Genomic DNA, 25,890 nt, shown 5'->3' with positions numbered 1-25,890 from the left:
CGCCGTGATGTTCACCAGGTGCTCGTTTGAGCGCCTGGTGAGCAAACTCCCGCTGAGTGTTCACGTTTTTGCGCGGTAGGGGTGGGGAGCCCGCGAGCCGTCATCGCTCCAGCGGCACGCTGGGACTTTGAAGCTCGAACCAGACGTGTTTGCCGTTCCGGCCGGGGTTGTACGCCGGGCCGACGCCCCATGTGTGCGCGAGTGCTTGTACGAGGAGTAAACCGCGCCCGCCTTCGCTGTCCTGTGCGGCTTCGGAGGAGAGCAGCAGCCCTGCGGGTCCGTCATCGTACACGGCCACGCGTACGCCGTCGACCAGAACTGCCGTCTCCAGCCTGATGGTTGGCGTACCGGTGTGCCGTACGGCATTGGTGACGACCTCGGAGACGAGGGTGCGGGCGGTGTCGGCGAGGTGCGGGGCGTGGCCATTCGCGGCGAGGAGTATGGCGACGGTGTCTCGGCAGATCTTCGGGCTGAGGGGCGAGTTGGGGGTGGTGAGCTGGTACGTCGGCGGGTCGGCGTTGTCGTTCATGTCTTTCAACTCCCTGTACATGTCGAGGTGTTGCGCGGCGAGAGCCACCGTGGCTCGGGCACCGTGGGGTGGGCGCCTGCACTGCGGATTCACTGGCGTGCTGCGCGCTGACAGGACAGACAGTAGGGCACATCTATGAGACGGCACATGTATGTGACGGAAAAGCCACTCGTGTGAGTGGACCCGTCGTACGCACGGACGGCAGACTTGGACCGCTCGACCAGGAGGAAACGGATGCCACCCAGGAGCAACCCCACCGCCCGCCAGGCCCGCCTCGGCGCGGAGCTGCGAAAGCTCCGGGAGGCGGCAGGGATGGCGGCCCGCGAGGCGGGGGCGTTCCTCGGCGGCAACCAGGCGCAGATCAGCCATATCGAGTCGGGGCGCTGGGGTGTCAGCGCGGAGCGCATTCGGCGGCTGGCGACGCTGTACTCGGCTTCGGACAAGAAGCTGGTCGATGCTCTGTGTGCGATGGCCGAGGAGCGGGCGAAGGGCTGGTGGGAGGAGTACCGGGGCGTGCTCGCCCCCGGCTTCCTGGACATCGCCGAACTGGAGCACCACGCAACGTACTTGCGCAGCGTCCAGGTGGTGAACGTGCCCGGCATTCTTCAGACCGAGGAATACATCCGGGCGATCCATCGCAGCTACAGGCCAGTGCTTCCCGCTGAGGACGTGGACGCGCGGGTCGAGTTCAGGCTGACGCGCCGGAGGATTTTCGAGCGGGACAAGCCGCCCCCATTCCAGGCCATCGTCCACGAGGCAGCGCTGCGTATGCGCTTCGGCGGCCGCAAGATTGCCAAGGGCCAGCTCGACTACCTGCTGGAGGCCTCGGAGTGGCCCACGGTGACGGTGCGCGTCCTCCCCTTCACCTGCGAGGAGTTCATCGAGGCGACAGACGCCCCGCTGTACGCCGGCGCAGTCGTGCCCCAACTCGACACAGTGCAGCTGGACAGCCCCATGGGGAGCTTCTTCCTGGGAGATGAGGCCAAGCTGAACAGGTACCGGCAGCTGCTCGACATCGCCGAGCGCTCGTCCCTGAGCGAGCCGGAATCCCGGCAGCTCATCCATCACATCGTGCGAGAACTCTGAGGGGCAACGCAGTGTCCGTGCAGTGGCAGAAGTCGTCCTTCTCAGGTGTGGAGGGCGGGAACTGCGTAGAAGTCGCCCGCACCGAAGCACACCTCCTCCTCCGTGAAAGCGACACCCCCGCCGACGTACTCGCCATGCCCCCTCTTGGCCTGGCAGGCCTCATACGCCACATCAAAGCCGAGCAGCAGCGATGACGGCGGAGCCCCCGGTCACCGAGTGACCGGGGGCTCCGACAAAAACAGGCGTGCCGAACCTCAGACGTTCACGCCGAAGTCCTGCGCGATCCCCACGAGGCCCGAGGCGTAGCCCTGGCCCACTGCGCGGAACTTCCACTCGGCGCCGTTGCGGTAGAGCTCGCCGAAGACCATGGCGGTCTCCGTGGCGGCGTCTTCCGAGAGGTCGTAGCGGGCGATCTCCGTGCCGCCGGCCTGGTTGATGATGCGGATGTAGGCGTTGCGGACCTGGCCGAAGTTCTGGGAGCGGGTCTCGGCGTCGTAGATGGAGACCGGGAAGACGATCTTGTCGATGTCGGCGGGGAGGCCCGCGAGGTTGACGTTGATCGCCTCGTCGTCGCCCGCGCCCTCACCCGTGCGGTTGTCGCCGGTGTGGACGATGGTCTGGTCCGGGGTCTGCTTGTTGTTGAAGAAGATGAAGTGGCCGTCGGAGTAGACCTTGCCCTGGGGGTTGACCGCGATGGCCGAGGCGTCCAGGTCGAAGTCGGTCCCCGTGGTGCTGCGGACGTCCCAGCCGAGGCCCACGGTGACAGCGGTCAGGCCCGGAGCCTCCTTGGTGAGCGAGACGTTGCCACCCTTGGACAGGCTTACAGCCATTGTTGGGAGTCCTTCCATCGTTGACGTACGTACGACAAGTGCGGTGCGGTTGAACTCGGTGCTTCGTACGGGGACGAAGCTACCGTCACCCCTATGAACGCCGCGGGGGGTCCCCCAGGTTCCGCTCTCTTTACTTTCTTTACTCGGGGCCCCGGAAGCCCGAACCCGGGCCTTGGAAAAAGCGCGTGACGTGGACCGGACACGCACGCGACCATGGAGCCATGTCTGGTCCCTACGTCATCCGCGGCTCCGTCTCGCTCCCCGAGGCCGAGCTGGTGTGGCGTTTCTCGCGCTCCTCGGGGCCCGGTGGCCAGCATGTCAACACGAGTGACACCCAGGTGGAGGTCCGGTTCGACCTCGCGAAGACGGAAGCCCTGCCTCCGGTGTGGAAGGCCCGCGCCCTCGAACGGCTCGCCCCGAAGCTCGTCGACGGAGTCGTCAGCGTACGAGCCTCCGAACACCGCTCCCAGTGGCGCAACCGCGAGACCGCCGCCGTCCGCCTCGCCGCCCTGCTCGCCGAAGCCACCGCCCCGCCGCCCAAACCCCGCCGGCCCACCCGCATCCCCCGCGGCATCAACGAACGCCGGCTGAGGCAGAAGAAGCAGCGATCCGACACCAAGCGCGGGCGCTCCGGGCGCGACTGGGGACCGTAAGCGATCGAATTTCGCTGGTTCGGTTACCCCAACTGCCGGTACCGCCCCCGGAAGTACGCCAACGGCCCCCCGTCCGCACTCGGCACCGACGCCGCCAGCACCCGCCCGATCACCAGCGTGTGATCACCCGCGGGCACCCGCTGCTCCGTCCTGCACTCCAGGGTCGCCAGGGCACCGCCCACGAGCAGCGCCCCGGACGCCTCTCCGCGTACGTACGGAATGTCCTCGAAGAGGAGGCGGTCGGAGATACGGCCCTTCATGGCGAAGCGGCCCGCGATGTGGCGCTGGCTCTCGGAGAGGACCGAGACCGCCCACAGGGGCTGCTCGTCGAGCAGGTCGTCCATGCGGGAGCCCTCGCGCAGGCTGACCAGGACCAGGGGCGGATCCAGGGACACGGACATGAAGGCGGTCGCCGTCATCCCGACGTCCTCACCGCCCGGCCCCTCGGGATCCAGCGCGGGCTCGTGCGCGGTCACCAGCACCACGCCCGCGGCCAGCCGGGACATGGCGGCGCGGAACTCGTCGTCACTCACCCCATCAGCATGCCCGTCAGAGGTGGGGGGCAGGGGCACACCTGGGGCAGGAGGAGTCGTCAGCACCCGGAAAACGCTAGGCTCCTCGCTCCGGTCCGCACATCGGACCAGCGCCCGAGCCAGGTCCTAGGACCGACGACCGACCACCGACCGACCACCGACCGGCCACCGACCGGCCACCGACTGACGACCGGTCGATGTCCCACCGGTGTCCGTCCCGGGCCCTGTAACCTCACAGACTCCACATAATTGCGTTCAGTAAACGCACGGTGAAAACGCAGAAACTCTACTCAATTGCTCACGTTCAGTTGTGACTTGAGTCACAAGGGCCATATTTTGTTGACCCTGTGTACCGAGTGGGCAGCGCGCTGTGATTCAGTGGCGGAGACGCTGCAATCGATAGGCGACCCAGGGATCAGCCAAACAATTCAGTAGGCGACCAGTCCACCGTCGACAGTCGATCAGTACCAGTACAGACGAGATACACAGACGAGAAGCGCAGTCGAGAAGCCCGGATAACTCTGGAGTTGCTGTCGAGGTCTCGGGGAGAGCGAGCATGGAGACCGAGTCGGAGCCGTACGTCCGTCTTGCGACCCTGCGGCAGCTGCATCAGGTCATGGCCGACATGAACACGGCACGCAGCCTCGCCGACACGCTGCAGACCGTCGCCGACGGAGTCGTGACGGGCCTGGGCTACGAAATCGCCGCCGTCAATCTCGTACGCCCCGACGGAGACCTCGTCGTCGCCGCCTTCGCGGGCAACTCCGCCGCCGAGGCGCTCATCACCGGCCGCGTCGGCTCCCGCGCCTCCTGGGAGCGCCGGCTGAACATGGGCGAGGCCTGGGGCGACCTGCGTTTCATACCCCACACCGAGGGCTGGGTCCTCGACGACGACGACGTTCCGCAGTGGTACACCGACGGCCCCGCGCCCCGCTTCGAGGACGAGTGGCACCCCTCCGACCGCCTCTTCGCGCCCATGTACACGCCGGGCGTGCCCGGCGGCGCCTGCGGCGAGCTGATCGGCGTACTCTCCGTCGACCGCCCGCGCAACGGACGGCTCCCCGGCGCCTGGGGACGCGAGGCCCTGCAGATGTACGCGTTCCAGGCGGCCATCGCGATCAGCAACGCCCGGCTCAGGGCCAACATGCAGCGCGCCCTCGTCCGCCTGGAGCGGGAGCAGCAGGCCCTGCGCGCCAGCGAGGAGAGCTTCCGCCAGGCCTTCGAGTACGCCCCCTCCGGCATGGCCATCGCCGAGATGGGCGGCGACCAGCACGGGCGCATCCTGCGGACCAACGACGCGCTGTGCCGCCTCCTCGGCCGCCCCGCCTCCGCGATGCGCCGCTACTCCTTCTCCGACCTGGTCCACCCCGAGGACATCGGCACCCTGCTGCGTACGTCCGCGGAGGGCGGTCGCGCCGAACTGCGGCTCGGGCGCCGCGACGGGACGTACGTCTGGGTCTCCCTGCGCAACAGCGTGGTCGCGGACGCCACCGACGGGCCGCGCTTCCTGCTCACCCACGTCGAGGACATCGAGGAACGCAAGCGCCGCGAACTCCAGCTCGCCCACCGCGCCTCGCACGACTCGCTCACCGGACTGCCGAACTCCGCCGAACTGCGCGCCCGGCTCTCCGCCCGCCTGTGCAGCCGCCCAGCGTCCGTGGCGCCCGGGCCGGTGGACGCGCTGGACGCGGCCTACGCGCAGCACGGCGAGTACGGGCAGCATGGGGAAAACGGCGGGGCGCCCGTGTACGACGCGAACGGGCACGGGTTCGACTTCCGGCCGGGCTCCGAGGCCTTCGACGCGTACGACCATCACGTACACACCGTCGCGCCGCAGGGCGAGACGGACGACGGCACGAAGGGGCTCGCGGTTCTCTTCTGCGACCTCGACGGCTTCAAGTCGATCAACGACCGCTTCGGGCACAACGCCGGCGACGCGGTGCTGATCGAGGTGGCGCGACGGCTGAGCGGCGGCGTACGGGACGGGGACACGGTCGCGCGGCTCGGCGGCGACGAGTTCGTGGTCCTCGCCGACGGGCTCGGCCGGGCCGACGCACAGGACCTCGCGGTCCGGCTGCGCAACGAGATCATCCAGCCGATACGGGTCGACGGCCGCGCGATGCGGGTCGGGGCGAGCTTCGGCATCGGATGGGCACATTGCGGCATGACTGCGGACGAAGTGTTGAAGTCCGCTGACGAGCGGATGTACGTAGAGAAACGGTCTCGTCCCAAAGCTCATCGGCGTGCGGGCTGAGGCGCAGGTCAGCGGTGGTGTGCGAGCTGAATCACCCGTTTGGGGCGCCTGGAGCGGGTAGGCTCGCCCTTCTATTCACCTATCGCATCTGCACCACACCCGTTGAGGAGACCAAGGGATGACGCCCGGCAACAACGGCGCGAGCACGCCCGAGGACGACGACCCGTTCGGCTATCTGTACGCCGACGGGCAGGCCGCCGGAGCCACACCGCCCGATGGAGGCGGTGGCTACGGCTACCCCGGCTCGGTCAACCGGGTGCGGGCGGTCGGCGAGCGCCAGTACGGCCAGCAGGCCCAGCAGGCTTCCCAGACAGCCCCGACCGCGCAGTACGCGCAGGCTCCGGCCCAGCAGGGGCAGGGGACGTACGGCCAGTCCCACTACCAGGCGCCGGAGACGTTCCCCGGCGGCGCACCCACGACGCGCACGCCACTGCCGGGCAGCGGCCTGGGCGGTGGCGGCCGTGGCCGTGGTCCCAACACCAAGGGGCTCCTGATCGGTGCGATCGCCGTGGTCGCGGCCGTCGTGATCGGCATCGGTGTCGCGATGCTCGGCGGCGACGAGGACCCACCGGGCGACGACGCGGCGGGGTCGACGCCGACGGCCGAGCAGAACACCCAGCCGAGCCCGTCGGCTTCTAAGCCGGCGCAGAACGAGGACGTGAAGCTGCCGGAGATCGACGCCAAGGCGCTGAAGCTCGAGGGCGCCGCGACGGTGGCTTCGGACGTCAAGGGCGCCAGTGCCGAGGGCGGTTCGTACGTGGGCCTCAACGCGGTCGGCTCCAAGGTCACCTGGACGGTCAACGACATCCCCGAGGACGGTGTCTACACCGTCTTCGCGGGATACAGCGTCGCTGGCGATGACCAGGAGATGACGCTCATCGTCAACGGCAAGCCGTTCGGCAGCAAGCTGAACATGAGCAACTTCGCGGAGGCCAAGGACTTCGAGAAGGGCTGGCAGAAGACCTACGCGTGGCCCACGCTCAACAAGGGCAGCAACACGATTTCGCTGTCCTGCGAGGCCGGGGACAAGTGCGATGTGCTTCTGGACCAGCTGTGGCTGAAGAAGGGCCAGGTCAAGGACTAGGCGCCAGGCGCTCCGCTGGAAGGGCAGTTCGTAAGCTGCGGGTTCGTCGTGGCTGGTCGCGCCCCGCGGCGGAGCCGCATATGTCCACAGCCCCGCGCCCCTATCGGGGCGCCTCATGCCAGCCGCGTTTGGACAGTGCCCTTACGCCGCGCTGGCCTCACCCGTCACCGTTACCTGCCCCAGCAACTCCTCGTACGCCCGCCGGTCGAACTCGCCCGCCGCAGGCGCCAGTACCGTCGCCGTCGACAACGCGACCGCGCGGGCCAGCCTTTCCGGCCACGGCAGGCTCTCCACCAGACCCGACAGCAGGCCCGCGACCACCGAGTCGCCCGCGCCCGTCGGGTTGCCCTCCACCGGGTGTGGCGGTGTCGCTCGCCAGTGACCCTCCGCGTTCAGGGCAAGGAGGCCCTCCGGGCCCAGGGAGGCGACCACCGCGTGGGCGCCGCGGCGGCGGGCGTCCCGCGTGGCCTGCAACGGCTCGTGGGAGCCGGTGAGTTCGGCGAGTTCGTCGGTGTTCGGTTTGACGATGTCGGGGCGGGCGGCGACGCCTCGGCGCAGGGGTTCGCCGCTGGTGTCGAGGAGGACCGGGACCGACAACGATCTGGCTGTGCGGATGAGTTGGGCGTACGCGCCGACCGGGACGCCGGGCGGGAGGCTGCCGCACAGGGCCACCGCGGAGGCGGCGGGCAGCAGGTCCTCGTACGCGTCCTGGAACGCCCGCCACTCCGCGGGGGAGACGAGCGGGCCCGGCTCGTTGAGTTGAGTCGTGTCACCGGTCGTCGTGTCGACCACCGCGATCGTGCGACGGGTCGGACCCGCCACCGGGACCAGCGCGTCCACGACGCCCGGTGTGGACGTGAGGTGGCCCTGGAGGGCCCGCCCGGTCGCCCCGCCCACGAAACCCGTGACCGTCACGGCGTGGCCGAGCACCGCCAGCACCCTGGCCACGTTCAGGCCCTTGCCGCCGGGGCGTTCGGTCACCTCGGTGACGCGGTGTGAGGCGTGCGGGCGCAGGGCCGGTACGCGATAGGTGATGTCGAGAGCGGTGTTCAGCGTGACCGTGAGGATCACCTGGGCCGACCTCCCCCAAGTGCGCGCTTGCCAAGGGGGCTTCTGATGGATCTCCGCGGCGTCGCGGCGTCTGGCACGCACTCCCCCACTCTCGGCTCCGCTCGAGCGGGGGGACCCCCATGCCGCGTTGCCGAAACGCCCACGTGGCTCCTCCCCCACGCTCGAACAACCTCGCGCGGGGGGACCCCCATCGAGGGCGCTCCGGCGCCTTGCGATCGCACGCACCAGACGCCGCTCCTTCTCCCACGGCGATCCATCAGAAACCCCCTTGTCCGGATGACCGATCATGCCAGCCAGACGGCGGTCGGCCCAGTTCCGCAGGCCAGCCGCCCGGCTCAACGAACGGCAGAATCAGCCCAGTTGGGGCTCAACCACCCATTCTCCCCGGCGCATCACGCCCGTGAGGGCGAAGTCGGCGTCCAGGATCACCAGGTCCGCGTCCTTGCCCGGTTCCAGGGAGCCCACCCGGTCGTACAGGCCGAGCAGCCTGGCCGGGGTGGCCGAGAGGGCGGTGACCACGTCCTCGACGGGCAGGCGGTCCACGGTGACGGCCCGCTTGAAGGCACGGTCGAGGGTCAGGGTCGAACCCGCGATGGAGCCGCCCTCCACCAGCCGTGCCACACCCTCGCTGACCTCGACCTCCAGCGGGCCGAGCATGTAACGGCCGTCGCCGAAACCGGCCGCGTCCATCGCGTCCGTGATGAACGCCACCCGCTCCGCGCCCGCGTGATGGAACGCCAGCTGAAGTGACGCCGGGTGCAGATGCGTACCGTCGTTGATCAGCTCGACCGTGATCCGCTCGTCCTCCAGGAGCGCGGCGATCGGGCCGGGAGCGCGGTGGCCGAGGACGGGCATCGCGTTGTAGAGGTGCGTCGCCACGGTGGCGCCCGCCTCGATGGCCTCCATCGTCTGCTCGTACGTCGCGTCCGTGTGCCCGATCGCCGCGATCACCCCGTGCTCCGCGAGGAGGCGTACGGAGTCGACGCCGCCCGGCAGTTCCGTGGCGAGCGTGACCATCTTGGCCTGGCCGCGTGCCGCGTCGATCAGCTTGCGCACCTCCGCCGGGTCCGGGTCGCGCAGCAGTTCCTCGGAGTGTGCGCCCTTGCGGCACGGCGAGATGAACGGTCCCTCGAAGTGGATGCCCGCGATGTCGCCCTGCTCGGCCAGTTCGGAGAGCAGTCCGGCGCGCTGGGCGAGCGCGTCCATGTCGCCGGTGACGGTCGACGCGACGATCGTCGTGGTGCCGTGCAGGCGGTGCGTGTGGACGCCCTTGAGGATGTCGTCGACCGTCCCGGAGGTGAAGGACGCACCTCCGCCGCCATGGTTGTGGATGTCGACGAAGCCGGGGACCAGCCAGTGGCCGGTCAGATCCAGTACGTCGGCGTCCGCGGGAGCACTCCCGGCAATACGTGTGCTCTCGACGATCACGCGTCCGCCGTCCACGATCCCGGTGGGCAGCACCACCTGGGCACCGGCGAGCACTTTGCTAGTGGCCATCAGGTGGTTACCTCCGAGGGGGCAGTAGGGGTGGTGGACAGCAGGTCCCAGGCCAGCAACCCGGCGCCCAGGCAGCCGGCCGTGTCCCCGAGGGCCGCCGGGACGATGGCGGGCAGCTTCTGGAAGGTCACCCGGCGCTCGACCGCCGCCCGTAGCGGTGTGAACAAGGTCTCCCCCGCCTCGGCCAGGCCGCCACCGATGATCAGCGTGCGCGGGTCCAGCAGGGTGAGCGCGGTGACCAGGCCGTCCGCGAGCGCGTCCACCGCCTCCTGCCAGACCGCAGCCGCCCGCGGGTCCCCGGACTGCACGGCCTTCGCGCAGTGGGCCGCATCCGCCTCCGGATCACCGGATGCTTCGGCCCAGGCCGCGCTCACCGCCGACGCGGACGCGAACCGCTCCAGACAGCCGCGCTGCCCGCACGGACACGGGGTGCCCCCGGGGCGTACGACGATGTGGCCGATCTCGCCCGCGAAGCCGTGCGCGCCCGCCTCCACCCGGCCGTCGATACCGATCGCGCCCGCGATCCCGGTGCCGAGCGGCACGAACAGGAACCGGTCGGCTCCCCGCCCCGCCCCGAGCCGCCCCTCGGCGAGGCCGCCGGTGCGCACATCGTGCCCGAGGGCGACCGGCATGCCGGACAGCCGCTCGCCGAGCAGATCCCGCAGGGGTACGTCATTCCAGCCGAGGTTGGCCGCGTACACCGCGATGCCCCGCTCGGCGTCCACGATGCCGGGGACGGCGACGCCGACGGCGGACGCGGGCTCGCCGAAGTGGCGCTCGCCGTACGCGCGCAGGTCCGCAGCGAAGCCGAGGATCGACTCCACCACGGCGTCCGGTCCGCGCTCCCGGCCTGTGGCGCGGCGGACCTGGTGCAGCAGGGGGTGCTTGGGGATCCGCGGCGGTAGCCGCTGGTCGATACGGCCCCCGGAGGGCACAGCGCCGTCGGCCCCCACGAGGGCGGCCTTCATCCCGGTGCCGCCCACATCGAGGGCGATGACGTGTTTCACGGGAACAGTCTCGCCCCTGACCCCACGAGAGGTCTAGTCCACTCGCGTACTGTAGACCTTTGCATTCCGGTTATCCGGTCTTCAACTTCCGTGACGAGTGCGACAGATGGAGAAAACAGCGGTGCGGCGACGAGTGACAGGTTTCATCTCGATGGTGTCCGCTATGGGCGTGACGGCTGCACTCGGCGGCTGCTCCGGCGACACCGCGGCCACCCAGAACGCCACGCTCACGCTGGTGGCCGCCGACTACGGCGACTCCGAGGCGAACAGCTCCCAGAAGTACTGGGACAAGCTGGTCAAGGCGTACGAGAAGAAGAACCCCGGCATCGAGGTCGACGTCAGCGTTTACTCGTGGAACGAGGTCGACGCCAAGGTCAAACAGATGGTCGCCGACGGGGAGGCGCCCGACATGGCGCAGATAGGCGCGTACGCCGACTACGCCGCGAAGGGCCAGTTGTACGAGGTCGACGAGCTGCTCTCCATACCCGTCCAGGCCGACTTCGTCTCACGCCTCGCCGAGGCGGGCGAGGTGGGCCGGGTGCAGTACGGCATGCCGTTCGCCTCCTCCACGCGGCTGCTGTTCTACAACAAGGAGCTCTTCGCCGACGCCGGCCTCACCCCGCCGCAGAGCTGGAGCGAACTGGCCGCCGCCGCCAGGACCCTGAAGTCCCGCGGGGTCGAGACGCCGTACGCGCTGCCCCTCGGACCCGAGGAGGCCCAGGCCGAGACCATGATGTGGCTGCTGAGCGGCGGCGACAGCTACACCGGCACCGTCGGCTCGTACGGCATCGACTCCGACCAGAACATCGCGACCTTCAACTGGCTCAAGAACGACCTGGTGGGCAAGGGGCTCACCGGGCCGACCCCGCCCGGCGAACTCAACCGCGCCGACGCCTTCGAGGCGTTCGCCCGCGGCGAGGTCGGCATGCTCAACGGTCACCCCTCGCTGATGCAGGCCGCCGAGAAGAAGGGCGTGGAGTACGGCATGGTGCCGATGCCCGGGATCGACGGCAGGGCCAAGGCCACGATGGGTGTCGCCGACTGGATGATGGCGTTCAAGGAGAACGGCAACGGCGAGGAGATCGGTGAGTTCCTCGACTTCGTCTACAGCGAGAAGAACGTGCTCGAGTTTTCCCACGAGTACAACCTGCTGCCCGTGACCACCTCCGCCTCCGATGCGATGGCCGAGGACAAGAACGACAAGGATCTCGACCCGTTCCTGTCCGAGCTTGAGAACGCCGAGCTGTATCCCGTCGCCAAGACGTCCTGGGCGCAGGTCAGCGCCGACATCAAGCAGCAGATCGGCAAGGCGGTGGGGCCGAATGCGCGGCCTGCAGCGGTTCTCGGGTCGCTGCAGCGGTCGGCTTCGGCGGCCGAGAACGCGGAGTAGCTGCGCAGGCTGGGTGGGGTGCCTAATAGCTCGGGGCTCGATGTCGTTTGGCGGGTGCGGGTTTGTTGTGGCTGGTCGCGCAGTTCCCCGCGCCCCTGGGGGGCCTGCGGCCCCCTCGGGGCACGGGTACCGTGCGGGGCATGGCAGAAGAGCTGACCCCGCTGGAGCGTGACGTACTCGCACTGGAGCGGCGTGGCTGGGAGTCGCCCGGGGCCAAGGAGCGGGCCATACGGGAGGAGTTGGGGATGGGGCCGGTTCGGTACTACCAGTTGCTCAACGCCCTGCTTGATGCGCCGCGTGCTCTGGCCCATGACCCGGTGACCGTGAACCGGCTGCGCCGAATACGGGACGCTCGCCGGGCCGAGCGCTGACGGATCGGTGACGGATAGGGTCGCCGTATGGGCAGCCAAGCGGACCCCTCAAAGACCCCGACGCCATTGCCGACTCCCGCGACGCCGGCGGGACGTGACGGCCTCGACGCCCTCCTCGCGCGGCCCGAACGGGCCGTACTCGCCTTCGACTTCGACGGCACCCTCGCCCCGATCGTCCCCGACCCCGAGCAGGCCCGCGCCCACCCCGAGGCAGTTCCGGCGCTCGCCGCCCTCGCCCCGAAGGTCGCCTCCGTCGCCGTCGTCACCGGCCGCCCGGCCGACGTCGCGGTCCGCCACGGCGGTTTCGCGGGCGTACCCGGCCTTGAACACCTCGTCGTACTCGGCCACTACGGCGCCGAACGCTGGGACGCGGTCACCGGCACCGTCACGGCGCCCCCGCCCCACCCCGGCGTCGCCACCGTCCGCGCCGAGCTGCCCGGCGTCCTCGACCGGGCCGGCGCCTCGCAGGGCACCTGGATCGAGGAGAAGGGCCGCGCCGTCGCCGTCCACACCCGCCGCGCCGAGGACCCACAGGCCGCCTTCGAGGCCCTGCGCGAACCTCTCACGGACCTCGCCACCCGCCACGGCCTGGTCGTCGAACCGGGCCGCCTGGTCCTGGAACTCCGCCCACCGGGCATGGACAAGGGCGTCGCGCTACGCGAGTACGTACGAGAGGTCGGCGCCGGGGCGGTGGCGTACGTCGGTGACGACCTGGGCGACCTCCCTGCGTTCGCAGCCGTCGACAAACTCCGCTCCGAGGGCATCCCGGGCCTGCTGGTATGCAGCGGCAGCACCGAGGTGACGGAACTGCAGAAGCGCGCGGACCTGGTGGTGGACGGCCCAGAGGGGGTCGTACGCCTCCTGGTGTCACTGGCAACGCAACTGAACCAGCCGCGCCCCTGAAAAGAGCGGGCCGCAGGGGCCCTCTTTTCAGGGGCGCGGGGCTGTATCGATTTGCGGCTCCGCCGCGTGGGCGCGACCAGCCACAACGAACCCGCAGCGTTAAAACGGCCTAACCCGCGGAGCGAAGCGCTTCAAGCTGGTCCAAGAACCACTGGGCCGGAGGAAGCGCAGTAGCCGCGGCGGCCAGCCGCTCGGCGCGCTCGGCCCGCTCGTCACGCGGCATCGTCAGCGCCTCATGCAGGGCACGGGCGGTGCCCACAACGTCGTACGGGTTCACCACAATCGCATCCTCGCCCAGCTCCTCGTACGCCCCCGCCTCCCGCGAGAGCACCAGCGCGCACCCCTCGTCGGAGACGACCGGCACCTCCTTGGCGACGAGGTTCATCCCATCGCGGATGGGGTTGACGAGGGCCACGTCGGCCAGCCGGTACGCGGCGAGCGAGCGGGCGAAGTCGTCCTTCAGGTGCAGCACGACCGGGGTCCAACCAGGCGTCCCGTACTGGGAGTTGATCTCGTCCGCGAGCCGTTGCACCTCGGTCATGTAGTCGCGGTACACGGCCAGGTCCTGCCGCGACGGATACGCGAGGGCTACATGCACGACCCGCTCACGCCACGACGGCTGGTCCTCCAGCAACTGCCGGTACGCCAGCAGCCCCCGCACTATGTTCTTCGACAGCTCCGTCCGGTCCACCCGCACGATCGCCTTGCGGCCCGCACCTATCTGCTCCCGCAGTGCGACGATCCGCTCGTCCACGTCGGCTTCGTGCGACCGCTTCCGCAGGAAGTCCGCGTCCGCGCCGAGCCCGTGCACCCCGATCCGCGTACCCGACGGGATACCGGGGCCCAGGACGGCATGACAGCAGTCGGTGAACGCGTCCGCCCACCGCTGGGTCAGGAACGCCGCCCGGTCGGCGCCGAGGATCCCGCCGAGCAACTGCGCGGCTATGTCGTCGGGCAGCATCCGGAAGTACTCCGGCGGAGCCCACGGCGTGTGCGAGAAGTGCCCGATCCGCAGGTCGGGGCGCAGCTCGCGCAGCATGCGGGGGACCAGCGTCAGGTGGTAGTCCTGCACGAGCACGGCGGCGCCCTGTGCCGCCTCCTCGGCGAGCGCGTCGGCAAAGGCGCGGTTGTACGTCTCGAACGACGCCCACTGCCGCCGGAACTCCGCGTCGAAGGCCGGCTCCAGTGGCGTCTGGTACAGCATGTGGCTCACGAACCACAGCACGGAGTTCGCGATGCCGTTGTACGCGTCCTCGTGTACGTCGGCGTCGATGTCCAGCATCCGTACGCCGTGCTCGCCGACTCCGCGCCGTACGGCCTCGCGGTCGCCGTCGCCGAGCGCCGAGCAGACCCACAGCGCGTCTGCCTCCGGGCCGATCGCGGACAGGCCGGAGACCAGGCCGCCGCCGCCGCGCTTGGCTTTGAGGGTCCCTTTCTCGTCCAGGGCGTACGAGATCGGGCCCCTGTTGGAGGCGACGAGTATCTGGGCTTGCGTTGATGCCATACGGCTCAACTTAGCCCAGGGCAGAACCGCTCAAACGTACGCCTCAGCCGTATACAAGGGTGAGCGCGCCGCTAGGTTCCGCAGGGTGCCTAGGAGCTCGGGACGCTGTGTCGTATGGCGGCTGCCGGTGCGTTGTGGCTGGTCGCGCCCCGCGGCGGAGCCGCAAATCGATACAGCCCCGCGCCCCTGAAAAGAGGGCCTGCGGCCTCTTTTCAGGGGCGCGGTCGCTACCTACGCCGCCTTTCGTTCCGCGTACTCCTCGATCTCCGCCATCGGCGGTCGTTCCTCCGTGTCCACGGAGTACGTACGCGGCGCGAATCCCGCCTCGACCCTCTCGAACTGCGTGATCCGCGGCCGGACCATATGGCCGCGGGCCAGCCGCAGCTGCGCCGTGCGGTAGATCGCGGCGGCCATGCGGCCCAGGGCCTGGCCGTCCTGGTGGCGGTGTTTGCGGACGCCTACGTCGACCTGGGCCAGGGCGTCGAGGCCCACGAGGTGCAGGGCGTCGACCAGCATGCCCAGCTCGACGCCGTACCCGACCGGGAACGGCAGCTGCTCCAGCAGTGAGCGGCGGGCCGCGTACTCGCCGCCGAGCGGCTGCACGAAACCGGCCAGCTGCGGCCAGTGCATGTTCAGGATCGGGCGGGCCATCAGTTCCGTGACGCGGCCGCCCTGGCCTGCGGCGGTCCTGCCGGAGGTGGGATCGCCCGGCAGGTTCAGCGGGCGGTCGTACATCGCCTTGACGAGGTCGACGCCCGGATCGGTGAGCAGCGGACCGACGATCCCCGAGACGAAGTCCGCGGAGAACTCCTTCAGGTCGGCGTCGATGAAGGCGACGATGTCCCCGCTCGTGACCAGCAGCGAGCGCCACAGGACCTCGCCCTTGCCGGGGACGGCGGGGATGCGCGGGAGTATCTCGTCCCGGTGCACGACCCGGGCCCCCGCGTCGGCGGCGACCTCCGAGGTACGGTCCGTCGAGCCCGAGTCGATCACGACGATCTCGTCGACGAGCGGCACCTTCTTGGTCATCAGCTCGCGGCGGATCACGGCGACGATCTCGCCGACGGTCTCCTCCTCGTTGAGCGCGGGCAGTACGACGCTCACCGTGGAGTTGGCCGCGCGCTTCGCGGCGATGAGCTTCTTCAGCGGGCGGTCGCCAACGGACCAGGAGCGCGTGTTCAGCCAGCGCTCGACGTCTTCCAGCACGTGCGGCTCTCCCTTGCATTGGACCGGGTCGCGAGTGCCCACTGCGGCAGAAGGCTGATGTGACTGTCATCTCGCGGTTCGGACTGGTCTCTCCACGATCCAGGCCTTCGGTTACAGTCTTGAACAACGCTGATGACCATCGCATGTCGCGGGTCGCCCAGCCGACAACCACATACTCACAACCGAATAGCGCTCATCCAGAGGGGCAGAGGGATACGGCCCGTTGAAGCCCCGGCAACCCTCCAGCCGGTTCTCGTACCGATCGAAGATGATCGATTCCGCGAGGCTCCCGGCTAGTGAAGGTGCCAAATCCGTCTCACGACGAGATGCGTCGTGAGGAAGATGAGGAGAAAGGGCCTCGCCTCACATGGCTGCGCAGACAGTTGCAAGCACCACGAACGCTGAAACCTCCGCCGACTCGGCGCCCTCCACGAACTCCGTAGACCTCGGCCCCGCCGCAGCGCTCTCCTGCCGCGAATGCGGCCACCGCGTGCCGCTCGGCCCCGTCTTCGCCTGCGAGGAGTGTTTCGGCCCGCTGGAGATCGCGTACGACTTCTCGGCGTACGACACCGAGGAACTCCGTAAGCAGATCGAGGCGGGCCCCGCGAACATCTGGCGGTACGCGCCTCTCCTGCCCGTCCCCGCGGACGTGGCCACCAAGCCGAACATCAACCCCGGCTGGACCAAGCTCGTCAAGGCCGACAACCTCGCGCGCGAGCTGGGCGTCGACCCCGGCAAGCTCTTCGTCAAGGACGACTCCGGCAACCCGACGCACTCCTTCAAGGACCGTGTCGTCGCCCAGGCCCTGGAGGCTGCCCGCGTCTTCGGTTTCACGACCCTCTCCTGCTCCTCGACGGGCAACCTCGCCGGTGCCGTCGGCGCCGCCGCCGCCCGCGCCGGCTTCCGTTCCTGCGTGTTCATCCCGCACGACCTGGAGCAGGGCAAGGTCGTCATGGCCGCGGTGTACGGCGGCGAACTCGTCGGCATCGAGGGCAACTACGACGACGTGAACCGCTTCTGCTCCGAGCTGATCGGCGACCCGGCCGGCGAGGGCTGGGGCTTCGTCAACGTCAACTTGCGCCCGTACTACGCCGAGGGCTCCAAGACCCTCGCCTACGAGATCTGCGAGCAGCTCGGCTGGCAGCTCCCCGACCAGCTGGTGGTGCCCATCGCCTCCGGCTCCCAGCTCACGAAGATCGACAAGGGTCTGCAGGAGCTGATCAAGCTCGGGCTCGTCGAGGACAAGCCGTACAAGATCTTCGGCGCCCAGGCCGAGGGGTGCTCGCCGGTGTCCGTCGCCTACAAGGCGGGCCACGACGTCGTACGGCCGCAGAAGCCGAACACGATCGCCAAGTCGCTCGCCATCGGGAACCCCGCGGATGGCCCGTACGTGCTGGACATCGCGCGGCGTACCGGTGGTGCCGTGGAGGACGTCAACGACGAGCAGGTCGTCGACGCGATCAAGCTGCTGGCGCGGACCGAGGGGATCTTCGCGGAGACCGCCGGTGGTGTGACGGTGGGGGTGGCGAAGAAGCTGATCGAGAACGGTCTGCTGGACCCGAGCCTGACGACTGTCGTCCTCAACACCGGTGACGGTCTCAAGACGTTGGATGCGGTGGCCTCCGACACTGGTCTTACCGCGACCATCCGCCCCAGCCTCGAATCGTTCCGTGAGGCCGGGCTCCTCCAGGCGTAGCCCCGTAGACGTACCCCCGCGCCTCTTACGGGGCGCTCCATACCTGACCGGAGGTCATCCGCATGAGCGTCAACGTCCGCATCCCCACCATCCTTCGCACCTACACCGGCGGCAAGGCCGAGGTCGCCGCCGAAGGATCGACCCTCGCCGAGGTCATCGCCGACCTGGAGAAGAACCACACCGGTATCGCGGCGCGCGTCCTGGACGACCAGGGCAAGCTGCGTCGGTTCGTCAACGTCTACGTGAACGACGACGATGTGCGGTTCGAGCAGGGGCTGGAGACGGCGACGCCCGACGGGGCCGGCGTCTCGATCATTCCGGCGGTCGCCGGAGGCTGATCGTTACCGTCGGTAATGCCGGTAACTCAGGGTTCATCGAATTGCCCTCTCCGCGAGATAAGCGGAGGGGGCAATTCTGCATGGTTGAGCGCGGTACAGTTGGGGAACCTGGTGCCTCCCCGGACCGAATGCATGTGCATTCCTGTTCGACGGCCGATAAGAAGCAGCCAAAGTGTGCAGGTCTTTTGCGCCTTTCGCTCCTTTTATGGAGCCCGACTTGCCCAAGTCTAGGGCGAATTCTCCGTACATTCCGGATCGGCCATGCCCAGATTTCTCGTCCGATTGACCTGTTGCAGACGGCAGTTGGGCAGATACATTCAGCCGCGGTCGACGCGTTCCGGCGCACACCCCCAACCGTTGGGGGGTGAGGTCTGACCCGGATCCGCGAAGTGTGGATCTGTGCAAGGGCCAGTAATAGGGGAGTTAGGCATGGCTCAGGGCACCGTCAAGTGGTTCAACGCGGAGAAGGGGTACGGCTTCATCGCGGTCGACGGTGGTGCGGATGTATTCGTCCACTACAGCGCGATTCAGATGGACGGCTACCGCACCCTGGAGGAAGGCCAGCGGGTCGAGTTCGAGATCTCGCAAGGCCAGAAGGGGCCGCAGGCGGACATGGTCCGCGTGGCCGGCTGAAGCACGCGCCGACTGATCTGCAGCGACACGTTCTTCTTCCGAAGGGCTCGTACCTCAAGGGGTACGGGCCCTTCGGCATGCTCACGGGCAGCCCGTCCGCACCCCGGTAGGCGCTTGCACTCGACCACCCCGAGTGCTAATCATTGGCGTTAGCACTCTGAAGGTGAGAGTGACAACGAGGACCGGGTCGGTGAGGCCCGCAGGCCAAGTGGGGCAAGGAACCACGGGGCAGGCAGGCCGTCCGTCGCGGGCGCCAGCGCGGTCCGGAGCAATCCACCCCAGTCCGGGAGGACCACTTCACATGGCCAAGATCATCGCGTTCGACGAGGAGGCGCGGCGAGGCCTCGAGCGCGGCATGAACCAGCTCGCGGACGCCGTCAAGGTGACCCTCGGCCCCAAGGGCCGCAACGTCGTCCTCGAGAAGAAGTGGGGCGCCCCCACGATCACCAACGACGGTGTCTCCATCGCCAAGGAGATCGAGCTCGAGGACCCGTACGAGAAGATCGGCGCCGAGCTGGTCAAGGAGGTCGCGAAGAAGACGGACGACGTCGCCGGTGACGGCACGACGACCGCGACCGTCCTGGCCCAGGCGCTGGTCAAGGAAGGCCTTCGCAACGTCGCCGCCGGTGCCAACCCGATGGCCCTGAAGCGCGGTATCGAGAAGGCCGTCGAGGCGGTCTCCGGTGCCCTGCTCGACCAGGCCAAGGACGTGGAGACCAAGGAGCAGATCGCTTCGACCGCCTCCATCTCCGCCGCCGACACCCAGATCGGCGAGCTCATCGCCGAGGCCATGGACAAGGTCGGCAAGGAAGGCGTCATCACCGTCGAGGAGTCCCAGACCTTCGGTCTGGAGCTGGAGCTCACCGAGGGTATGCGCTTCGACAAGGGCTACATCTCGGCGTACTTCGCCACCGACATGGAGCGTATGGAGGCCGTCCTCGACGACCCGTACATCCTGATCGCCAACTCGAAGATCAGCGCCGTCAAGGACCTGCTGCCGCTCCTCGAGAAGGTCATGCAGTCCGGCAAGCCGCTGCTGATCATCGCCGAGGACGTCGAGGGCGAGGCCCTGTCGACCCTGGTCGTCAACAAGATCCGCGGCACCTTCAAGTCCGTCGCCGTCAAGGCTCCGGGCTTCGGCGACCGCCGTAAGGCCATGCTCGGCGACATCGCCATCCTCACGGGCGGCGAGGTCATCTCCGAGGAGGTCGGCCTCAAGCTGGAGAACGCGACCCTGGACCTCCTGGGCCGCGCCCGCAAGGTCGTCATCACCAAGGACGAGACCACGATCGTCGACGGTGCCGGTGACACCGAGCAGGTCAACGGCCGGGTCAACCAGATCCGCGCCGAGATCGAGAACTCCGACTCGGACTACGACCGCGAGAAGCTCCAGGAGCGCCTGGCGAAGCTGGCCGGCGGCGTGGCCGTCATCAAGGCCGGTGCCGCCACCGAGGTCGAGCTCAAGGAGCGCAAGCACCGCATCGAGGACGCCGTCCGCAACGCGAAGGCTGCCGTCGAGGAGGGCATCGTCGCCGGTGGTGGCGTGGCCCTGCTCCAGGCCGCCACGGTCTTCGAGAAGCTGGAGCTCGAGGGTGACGAGGCGACCGGCGCCAACGCCGTGCGGCTCGCCCTGGAGGCCCCGCTCAAGCAGATCGCCGTCAACGGTGGTCTCGAGGGCGGAGTCGTCGTGGAGAAGGTCCGCAACCTTCAGGTCGGTCACGGTCTGAACGCCGCGACCGGTGAGTACGTCGACATGATCGCCGAGGGCATCATCGACCCGGCGAAGGTCACGCGTTCCGCCCTGCAGAACGCCGCGTCCATCGCCGCGCTGTTCCTCACCACCGAGGCCGTCATCGCCGACAAGCCGGAGAAGGCGGGCGCCGCCCCGGCCGGCGGCGGCATGCCGGGCGGTGACATGGACTTCTGATCCGGTTCTTTCGCCGGGTCGGACCCGTCCGTCCAGTACCGAGGGCGGCATCCCTGTTCGCAGGGGTGCCGCCCTCGGGCGCGTCCGGGGGCGTCCTGGGGTGTGTGCGTCTTGGGCGTGGCCGGGATCACAGGGGATGGGGCGGGGCGGCGGAATGCTGGTGGTGGGTGAGTAGTTGACGCATACGCACGGTAGATGCGTATGCACATACCGTTCGGAATGCCATGCCCGCTCGATGTCTGCCCGACCCCTCCGAGGAGTCCCACACGTGACTGCGACCGCCTCCGCCTCCCGAGCGGCCCAGATTCTGTCCCGGCCCGTTTCCCTGAACGGCCTCACCGTCCCGAACCGGATCGCGATGGCGCCCATGACCCGGTACTTCTCGCCGGGGGGCATCCCGGGGGAGGACGTGGCCTCGTACTACGCGCGCCGGGCCGCCGCCGGTGTCGGACTGATCGTGACCGAGGGGACGTACGTCGGTCATGAGTCGGCCGGGCAGAGCGACGACATCCCGCGCTTTCACGGTGACGAGCAGCTGGCCGGGTGGGCGAAGGTCGCCGAGGCCGTGCACGCGGCGGGCGGGACGATCGTGCCGCAGCTGTGGCACATCGGCATGGTGCGGTCCGCCGGTGAACCCCCGTACGCGGACGCCCCGGCCATCGGCCCGTCCGGCATCCGCCTCGACGGCACGGAGGGCACGGGCAAGGCCATGACCCAGGCCGACCTGGACGACGTCATCGCCGCCTTCGCCGAAGCCGCTGCCGCCGCCGAGCGGATCGGCTTCGACGGAGTCGAACTGCACGGCGCACACGGCTACTTGATCGACCAGTTCCTGTGGTCCGGCACCAATCGCCGCGCCGACGAGTACGGCGGCGACCTGGTGTCCCGTACGAAGTTCGCGGCGGAGATCGTGGCGGCGGTACGCGCGGCGGTGTCGCCCTCCTTCCCGGTCATTTTCCGGTACTCGCAGTGGAAGGCGGAGGCGTACCACGCGAGGCTCGCGGAGTCCCCGTCGGAACTGGAGGCCCTGCTGACCCCGCTCGCCTCGGCCGGTGTGGACGCCTTCCACGCCTCCACGCGCCGCTACTGGCACCCGGAGTTCGACGGCTCGGACCTCAACCTGGCGGGCTGGACGAAGAAGCTCACCGGCAAGCCCACCATCACCGTCGGCTCGGTCGGCATGAAGGGCGACTTCACCAAGGCCTTCCTGGGCGAGGGCTCCCAGACCAAGAACATCGACGACCTGCTGGACCGCCTGGAGAACGAGGAGTTCGACCTGGTCGCGGTCGGCCGCGCGCTGCTTCAGGATCCGGAGTGGGCGGCGAAGGTGCTGGAGGGCCGCGTGGACGAGTTGGCCGCGTATGACCCGGCGTCGCTGCGCACGCTGAGCTGACTCTGCCTGCGCTACGTCGAGGGCGGCCCTCCTGGTGCCAGGGGGCCGCCGTCACACGTTCCGGGGCTTCCAGACAGTGGGTATGGTCGGCTTCAGCCAACGGGCCCACTGCCGAGGACTCCGACGACGTGGACTTCCCTCCGATCCGGGTGCGGCAGGTAGGTGACGGTGAGGCCGATGTCCCGCCACATCGTGACGTACGCGCCTCGGGCGAGGCGTCCTGGCGGAGGCCATCCTGTGTCGATCGCCTGGCCGGCGTCGGTGGCGAGATCGAGGAACCGCTTGATGGCGACCGCGTGACGTTCGGGATCGCGCACCCGAAGTTGTTCGAGGGTTTCGTCCGCATGCTGCCCGAAGAACAAGATCCACCTCGGAGTGGTCACGGTGCTTCGGCCCTCTTCGCAATGTCGTCGAGCGAGACAAGGTTGCGCCCGGCTTCCGAGTCGGCGAGACGGTCATCCCAGTCCGGGGTCATGGCAACGGCCCACCACGCGTCGATGATGTCTTCCCGCTCCTGGCTTGTCGCGGCCTGCCCGAAAGAGGTTCGGAACTCCATGCGGGCTGAAGCCGAGGGCAGGGCAGCCATGATGCCGTCGACGGTACGTGGTACCTGGAGAGGCGCCGACGGTACCGGCTCTGCGGGCTGTGCGGTCATGCGGATCTCCTCGGATCGGTCTCCAGATACGCCACGGTACCGGGCGGCAAGGCGTGGCGAGGAGGGGTCATACGCCCCTGCAGAGGAGACCGAAGCTCTCCGGTAGGTGGCCGAGTGCTCCCACGCAACGGCGTGGGTCATGACGCCGCCTCGCCGCGGTCCTCGGCCTCCAGTCGCGCCATGAAGGCGTCATGGGTGAGCGCCAGTCCTGCTGGGGAGGCCTCGCGCTCCCGAGCCTGCGCGATGTCCGCCTCGTCTCGCAATCGCTGCAGTTCTTCGAGTTCGCTGGGAGAACCATGCACGTCTGCGGCTGCGTGCTCTGGGTTCATGTGGTGGCCCTTTCGCGGGAACGGCACGCCGCGCGGAGTTCGGCGACGCGGGCGTGGACTGCTGAGGGTGACAGGGGCGTTGCGGGACGGGCGGGCCCGGGCTCGCCCCGGCACGGCCCGCATACGCCGCCGGGCAGGGCCTCTGGGCGGCCCGGGGCGCCGCACTTCGCGCACTCCAGTACGCGGAGGGGCGGGCGTGCGGCAGCCGGTGTGGGCTCCGGCGGGAGCTTGCTGGTCAGGCGGTTGCGGACGAGGGCGGCCGGGCTGTGGACCGGGGTTGGGAGGCCTGCGGTCAGGGCCTGGAGTACGTGGTCGTCCGTGGCGCCCCTTGCGAACCACTCCGTGAGCAGCGGGGCGAGGTCCGCGCAGGCCGCGGCCGACAGTGACAGGGCCGGGGTCGCACGGCCGAGGGCCGCGAGGAGGATGTACGCGCGGGAGCGGGTGGGCCCTCGCCGGTCCGCTGAAGCTTCCTGCTCCTGCGGTACGTCGCCCCGCGTGAACGCCGCCCACCAGTCGTCGTCCCGCGCCGTCCGCGAGAACCACGTTCGGGTGATCCACTGTGGGCTTCCCGAGTCGGCCAGATGTTCGCGGCCCCGGCGCAAGTGGCCCGCCAGTTGAAGGTTGTTGAGGGCCGTGCGGAGTGCGCACTGGCCGTACGGGAGTGCCTTGGCCAGCGTCTTTACGGAGATGTCGGCGCCGTTGGGGAGGCGGTCGATGTACGCGGCGATGGCGGCTTCGCGAGGCGGGAGGTGGGCGAAGTCGTGGGCGGTGCGGGGGAGTTGGTCCGGGGCGCTGCGTTTTCCGTACCCCGGATTGGCCATGGGGTGCGGGGACGCGTGCGCGGGCAGGAAGGTGCCACTAAGGTTGGCTTCAGCCATGGGATCGGTGCTCTCGATCTCGTAGGTCAAACCCCCGCAGGTGTTTGCCGCACCTAGCGGGGGTTGTTCGTTATGCGGGCACGCTAAGCCCATGTGACTGTCCGTGGCAAGTCGGTCGCGTCACGTCAACTCGCAGGGAGGGTGGGCGGGTTGAGGCCCGCCTCCCAATCCTCAGAAGCAGGGCTCGGAGCTCGGCGCTTGAGCTTCGGGCAGAGCGGCTGCGGGTGGCTCCGGTTCAGCCCCCACCGGCCTGTACCCGCCTTGATCGCTTCGGAGTTGCGCCGATGCGTCCAGCTGCCCGCGCCTCCGTACCGATCGCGGAAAAATGTGACACTCGGACCCGGGACTGTCACATTTCCGCGGCCCACCTGCCCCGCCTACCGGCTGTCGGCCGCTCGGCCGCACCGGCGTGCAGGCGAGGCGCTGACGCGCATCCGCCTACCGGCCAGCTCCCTAGTCGTGCTTGAGGTTTGCTACGAAGGCAGACCAAGCCTTGGCCCGGAACACGAGCTTCGGGCCGTGGGGGTTCTTGGAGTCGCGTACGGGGACGAGGGCGGGGAAGTCTGGCGAGACTTCGAGGCAGTCGCCGCCCTGGCCGCCGCTGTAGCTGGACTTCCGCCAAGTGGCGACTTCGAGGCAGTCGCCACCACTGCCGCCGCTGTGGCTGGACTTGTGCCATATAGCCGCGCTCAGGTCGTACTCAGGGGTGTTGTTCTCCATGTTCGTAATCCTGCGCCACTGACTCGATCAAGGCCAGGGATTCCGTCGGGGAGAGCGCGGCGGCCTGGAGGAGGTTGAACATCAGTGTGTGTCGGGTGACGGTGGCCGGGTCGTCCAGCAGCTTCCCTACGTCCGGCCCTTCGACGAAGGAGAGCGGGGGCGCATCGCCGAACTCCATGAGCTTCAGAGGGCCGTCCATCGCGGCGTGTGCCCCGGCTCCGAACGGCAGCACCTGGACGATGATCCGGTGCTTGCGCGCGAGGTCCGCCACGCGGCGCAGTGCCTCCGCCATCACCGCGTCGCCGCCGACCTCGCGCCTGAGGACAGCCTCGTCCAGAATCGCCCACAACAGCGGGGTTGTTGGATCGTCGAGGATGTGCGCGCGTTCGAGACGTGCCGTCACCAGGTCGTCGATCACCTCGTCCGGCGCTGTCGGGTGGTACGCGCGGAACACCGCCTCCGCGTACGCCTGTGTCTGCAAGAGGCCCGGGATCAGCTGTGACGCGTACTGCCTGATCGCCGTCGCGATCCGCTCCGCCTCCGCCGCCTCCGCGAAGTGGTCCGGGTACTTGGACTTGTTGGCGGCCTTGCAGTTGCGCTCGAAGAACCCCTTCGTGTCGAGTATTTCGTCGAGCTTCTGGGCCATGTCCGGCTGAATCCGGCGCGTACCGGACTCCAATTGCCCGATGAACGAGCCGCTCACGAAGAGGGCCTGCCCGAGGGCGTCCTGGCTGAGGCCGGCCTTCTCGCGGGCGTGGCGGAGTTCGGCGCCGAGGAGGGCGCGGGGAGAGGTGGACGGATCGAGGTCCTTCGGTCCTGGCATGGGCAACTCCCGGTCGTACACGAGGTGTTGTTGGGACGCCGACTCTGTTCAGGCTAGCGAGGGATGGCCACTCTGGGTGGTGAAAGCGGATACTCAGAGCGAAGGGTGCCAGGTCATGGCGTTGCAATCGGAGGAGTGGCTGCGGGAGGCCGAGGAGATCGTGGCCCGACTGCGGGAGGAACTCGAAGAGTTGGGTGTCGTCCTGCCGTCCCTCCGCGTGGACCCGGTCACGGCCGCGACCAGGGAGCCGTACCCGCTCGTCGAACTCGGCCGCTGCAACCTGAACACGGCGAAGCGCCTGGCCGACGCGTTGCACGAGGCCCGCCAGTGAGCGCGGAGAACGGGAAGTACGCCATTGACGTACGGGACGGGCGGCTCGGCCAGGTGATGGGGCGCGAGGGCGGCTACGTACAGCTGAGGCCGGTGGGCGGCGGGCGGGAGTGGGACTGCCCGCCGGAGGCGTTGGGGGAGGCGGATCCCGGGGAGGTGCTGCGGGCGCGGGTGCGTCGGATCAACTGGGAAGGGCGGTTGCCGTAACCAACGGGGACACCTGCCGTCTGGGTCGTGGAGCGCGGCTCCG

General features: G+C 69.0%; 29 protein-coding genes and 1 riboswitch. Of the genes, 15 read left to right on the top strand and 14 right to left on the bottom strand.

Annotated elements, in window-relative coordinates; genetic code table 11:
• Window positions 1-100 precede the first annotated feature (100 nt).
• Window positions 101-529 carry an ATP-binding protein gene (locus tag ACYVO6_RS34710; RefSeq protein ID WP_461068269.1) on the bottom strand — a complete coding sequence of 143 codons (429 nt, stop codon included), beginning with the start codon at window positions 527-529 and terminating at the stop codon, window positions 101-103.
• A gap of 234 nt (window positions 530-763) precedes the next feature.
• Here ACYVO6_RS34710 and ACYVO6_RS34705 point away from each other — a divergent pair, with 234 nt between their 5' ends.
• Complete coding sequence (locus tag ACYVO6_RS34705; RefSeq protein ID WP_461068267.1) at window positions 764-1,615, top strand: helix-turn-helix domain-containing protein; 852 nt, start codon at window positions 764-766, stop codon at window positions 1,613-1,615.
• A gap of 11 nt (window positions 1,616-1,626) precedes the next feature.
• Entirely contained in the window at window positions 1,627-1,809 is a 183-nt protein-coding gene (locus ACYVO6_RS34700) for a DUF397 domain-containing protein (protein ID WP_461068265.1), read from the top strand.
• Window positions 1,810-1,869: 60 nt separating this feature from the next.
• Here the strand turns inward: ACYVO6_RS34700 and ACYVO6_RS34695 are convergent, their stop codons facing one another.
• Entirely contained in the window at window positions 1,870-2,445 is a 576-nt protein-coding gene (locus ACYVO6_RS34695; RefSeq protein WP_461068263.1) for a TerD family protein, read from the bottom strand.
• 221 nt (window positions 2,446-2,666) lie between these two features.
• On the opposite strand from ACYVO6_RS34695, the gene arfB reads away from it, so the two are divergent.
• Window positions 2,667-3,098: an alternative ribosome rescue aminoacyl-tRNA hydrolase ArfB gene (gene arfB / locus ACYVO6_RS34690; protein WP_033322368.1), complete on the top strand. Its 432-nt coding sequence runs from the start codon at window positions 2,667-2,669 to the stop codon at window positions 3,096-3,098.
• Between the two features lie 23 nt (window positions 3,099-3,121).
• Here the strand turns inward: arfB and ACYVO6_RS34685 are convergent, their stop codons facing one another.
• Complete coding sequence (locus ACYVO6_RS34685; protein WP_461068260.1) at window positions 3,122-3,697, bottom strand: flavin reductase family protein; 576 nt, start codon at window positions 3,695-3,697, stop codon at window positions 3,122-3,124.
• Window positions 3,698-4,187: 490 nt separating this feature from the next.
• Here ACYVO6_RS34685 and cdgB point away from each other — a divergent pair, with 490 nt between their 5' ends.
• The gene (cdgB, locus tag ACYVO6_RS34680; RefSeq protein WP_461068258.1) at window positions 4,188-5,885 is read left to right on the top strand and encodes a diguanylate cyclase CdgB; all 1,698 of its coding nucleotides are present in this window, start codon (window positions 4,188-4,190) and stop codon (window positions 5,883-5,885) included.
• Between the two features lie 118 nt (window positions 5,886-6,003).
• Window positions 6,004-6,969, top strand: a complete 966-nt coding sequence (locus ACYVO6_RS34675) for a carbohydrate-binding protein (protein ID WP_461068257.1) — start codon at window positions 6,004-6,006, stop codon at window positions 6,967-6,969.
• 141 nt (window positions 6,970-7,110) lie between these two features.
• Here ACYVO6_RS34675 and ACYVO6_RS34670 read toward each other — a convergent pair whose 3' ends face one another.
• The 3 genes from ACYVO6_RS34670 to ACYVO6_RS34660 form a co-directional block, all read right to left on the bottom strand.
• Window positions 7,111-8,040: a 1-phosphofructokinase family hexose kinase gene (locus ACYVO6_RS34670; RefSeq protein ID WP_461068255.1), complete on the bottom strand. Its 930-nt coding sequence runs from the start codon at window positions 8,038-8,040 to the stop codon at window positions 7,111-7,113.
• Window positions 8,041-8,391: 351 nt separating this feature from the next.
• The gene (gene nagA / locus ACYVO6_RS34665; protein ID WP_461068253.1) at window positions 8,392-9,537 is read right to left on the bottom strand and encodes an N-acetylglucosamine-6-phosphate deacetylase; all 1,146 of its coding nucleotides are present in this window, start codon (window positions 9,535-9,537) and stop codon (window positions 8,392-8,394) included.
• Window positions 9,537-10,544 carry an ROK family protein gene (locus tag ACYVO6_RS34660; protein ID WP_461068251.1) on the bottom strand — a complete coding sequence of 336 codons (1,008 nt, stop codon included), beginning with the start codon at window positions 10,542-10,544 and terminating at the stop codon, window positions 9,537-9,539. Before ACYVO6_RS34660 ends, nagA begins: the two co-directional genes overlap by 1 nt.
• Before the next feature lie 106 nt (window positions 10,545-10,650).
• On the opposite strand from ACYVO6_RS34660, the gene ACYVO6_RS34655 reads away from it, so the two are divergent.
• From ACYVO6_RS34655 to otsB, 3 genes are all read left to right on the top strand, one after another.
• Window positions 10,651-11,934: an ABC transporter substrate-binding protein gene (locus ACYVO6_RS34655; RefSeq protein ID WP_461068249.1), complete on the top strand. Its 1,284-nt coding sequence runs from the start codon at window positions 10,651-10,653 to the stop codon at window positions 11,932-11,934.
• Between the two features lie 140 nt (window positions 11,935-12,074).
• The gene (locus tag ACYVO6_RS34650) at window positions 12,075-12,305 is read left to right on the top strand and encodes a DUF3263 domain-containing protein (RefSeq protein ID WP_461068247.1); all 231 of its coding nucleotides are present in this window, start codon (window positions 12,075-12,077) and stop codon (window positions 12,303-12,305) included.
• Between the two features lie 27 nt (window positions 12,306-12,332).
• Window positions 12,333-13,208 (top strand): trehalose-phosphatase, encoded by an 876-nt coding sequence (gene otsB, locus ACYVO6_RS34645; RefSeq protein ID WP_461068245.1) that lies wholly within the window; start codon window positions 12,333-12,335, stop codon window positions 13,206-13,208.
• A 109-nt stretch (window positions 13,209-13,317) separates the two neighbouring features.
• Here the strand turns inward: otsB and ACYVO6_RS34640 are convergent, their stop codons facing one another.
• Together ACYVO6_RS34640 and ACYVO6_RS34635 are read right to left on the bottom strand one after the other, a co-directional pair.
• On the bottom strand, window positions 13,318-14,712 hold the full coding sequence (locus ACYVO6_RS34640) for an alpha,alpha-trehalose-phosphate synthase (UDP-forming) (RefSeq protein ID WP_461068243.1): 1,395 nt from the start codon (window positions 14,710-14,712) through the stop codon (window positions 13,318-13,320).
• A gap of 231 nt (window positions 14,713-14,943) precedes the next feature.
• A complete protein-coding gene (locus ACYVO6_RS34635; RefSeq protein ID WP_461068241.1) occupies window positions 14,944-15,918 on the bottom strand; it encodes a glucosyl-3-phosphoglycerate synthase in 975 nt (324 codons plus the stop codon).
• A 190-nt stretch (window positions 15,919-16,108) separates the two neighbouring features.
• A riboswitch (SAM riboswitch) is annotated at window positions 16,109-16,267 on the top strand.
• 18 nt (window positions 16,268-16,285) lie between these two features.
• Between ACYVO6_RS34635 and thrC the strand changes: the two genes are divergently transcribed.
• From thrC to ACYVO6_RS34610, 5 genes are all read left to right on the top strand, one after another.
• Window positions 16,286-17,614 carry a threonine synthase gene (gene thrC, locus ACYVO6_RS34630; RefSeq protein ID WP_461068239.1) on the top strand — a complete coding sequence of 443 codons (1,329 nt, stop codon included), beginning with the start codon at window positions 16,286-16,288 and terminating at the stop codon, window positions 17,612-17,614.
• A gap of 62 nt (window positions 17,615-17,676) precedes the next feature.
• Window positions 17,677-17,952, top strand: a complete 276-nt coding sequence (locus tag ACYVO6_RS34625; protein ID WP_033322392.1) for a MoaD/ThiS family protein — start codon at window positions 17,677-17,679, stop codon at window positions 17,950-17,952.
• Window positions 17,953-18,381: 429 nt separating this feature from the next.
• Entirely contained in the window at window positions 18,382-18,585 is a 204-nt protein-coding gene (locus ACYVO6_RS34620; RefSeq protein WP_003986833.1) for a cold-shock protein, read from the top strand.
• 301 nt (window positions 18,586-18,886) lie between these two features.
• Window positions 18,887-20,512: a chaperonin GroEL gene (gene groL, locus ACYVO6_RS34615; protein ID WP_461068237.1), complete on the top strand. Its 1,626-nt coding sequence runs from the start codon at window positions 18,887-18,889 to the stop codon at window positions 20,510-20,512.
• 268 nt (window positions 20,513-20,780) lie between these two features.
• A complete protein-coding gene (locus ACYVO6_RS34610; RefSeq protein ID WP_461068235.1) occupies window positions 20,781-21,905 on the top strand; it encodes an NADH:flavin oxidoreductase in 1,125 nt (374 codons plus the stop codon).
• 92 nt (window positions 21,906-21,997) lie between these two features.
• Here the strand turns inward: ACYVO6_RS34610 and ACYVO6_RS34605 are convergent, their stop codons facing one another.
• The 6 genes from ACYVO6_RS34605 to ACYVO6_RS34580 all read right to left on the bottom strand — a co-directional run bounded on the left by ACYVO6_RS34605 (window position 21,998) and on the right by ACYVO6_RS34580 (window position 25,310).
• Entirely contained in the window at window positions 21,998-22,288 is a 291-nt protein-coding gene (locus ACYVO6_RS34605; RefSeq protein WP_461068233.1) for a hypothetical protein, read from the bottom strand.
• Window positions 22,285-22,560: a hypothetical protein gene (locus ACYVO6_RS34600; RefSeq protein ID WP_461068231.1), complete on the bottom strand. Its 276-nt coding sequence runs from the start codon at window positions 22,558-22,560 to the stop codon at window positions 22,285-22,287. The genes ACYVO6_RS34605 and ACYVO6_RS34600 overlap by 4 nt, the downstream gene beginning before the upstream one ends.
• 137 nt (window positions 22,561-22,697) lie before the next feature.
• A complete protein-coding gene (locus tag ACYVO6_RS34595; RefSeq protein ID WP_461068229.1) occupies window positions 22,698-22,889 on the bottom strand; it encodes a hypothetical protein in 192 nt (63 codons plus the stop codon).
• Window positions 22,886-23,767: a hypothetical protein gene (locus ACYVO6_RS34590; RefSeq protein ID WP_461068227.1), complete on the bottom strand. Its 882-nt coding sequence runs from the start codon at window positions 23,765-23,767 to the stop codon at window positions 22,886-22,888. The genes ACYVO6_RS34595 and ACYVO6_RS34590 overlap by 4 nt, the downstream gene beginning before the upstream one ends.
• Before the next feature lie 453 nt (window positions 23,768-24,220).
• Window positions 24,221-24,487: a DUF397 domain-containing protein gene (locus tag ACYVO6_RS34585; RefSeq protein WP_461068225.1), complete on the bottom strand. Its 267-nt coding sequence runs from the start codon at window positions 24,485-24,487 to the stop codon at window positions 24,221-24,223.
• On the bottom strand, window positions 24,468-25,310 hold the full coding sequence (locus ACYVO6_RS34580) for a helix-turn-helix domain-containing protein (protein WP_461068223.1): 843 nt from the start codon (window positions 25,308-25,310) through the stop codon (window positions 24,468-24,470). Before ACYVO6_RS34580 ends, ACYVO6_RS34585 begins: the two co-directional genes overlap by 20 nt.
• A 115-nt stretch (window positions 25,311-25,425) precedes the next feature.
• Here ACYVO6_RS34580 and ACYVO6_RS34575 point away from each other — a divergent pair, with 115 nt between their 5' ends.
• Window positions 25,426-25,641, top strand: coding sequence for a hypothetical protein (locus ACYVO6_RS34575; protein ID WP_461068221.1), 216 nt, complete (start codon window positions 25,426-25,428; stop codon window positions 25,639-25,641).
• Complete coding sequence (locus ACYVO6_RS34570) at window positions 25,638-25,847, top strand: hypothetical protein (RefSeq protein WP_461068614.1); 210 nt, start codon at window positions 25,638-25,640, stop codon at window positions 25,845-25,847. Before ACYVO6_RS34575 ends, ACYVO6_RS34570 begins: the two co-directional genes overlap by 4 nt.
• Window positions 25,848-25,890: the final 43 nt, after the last annotated feature.

Source organism: Streptomyces pseudoechinosporeus (assembly GCF_054783935.1).
Note: the sequence above shows the minus strand (reverse complement) of the source record. Positions and strands in the feature narration are given on the sequence as shown.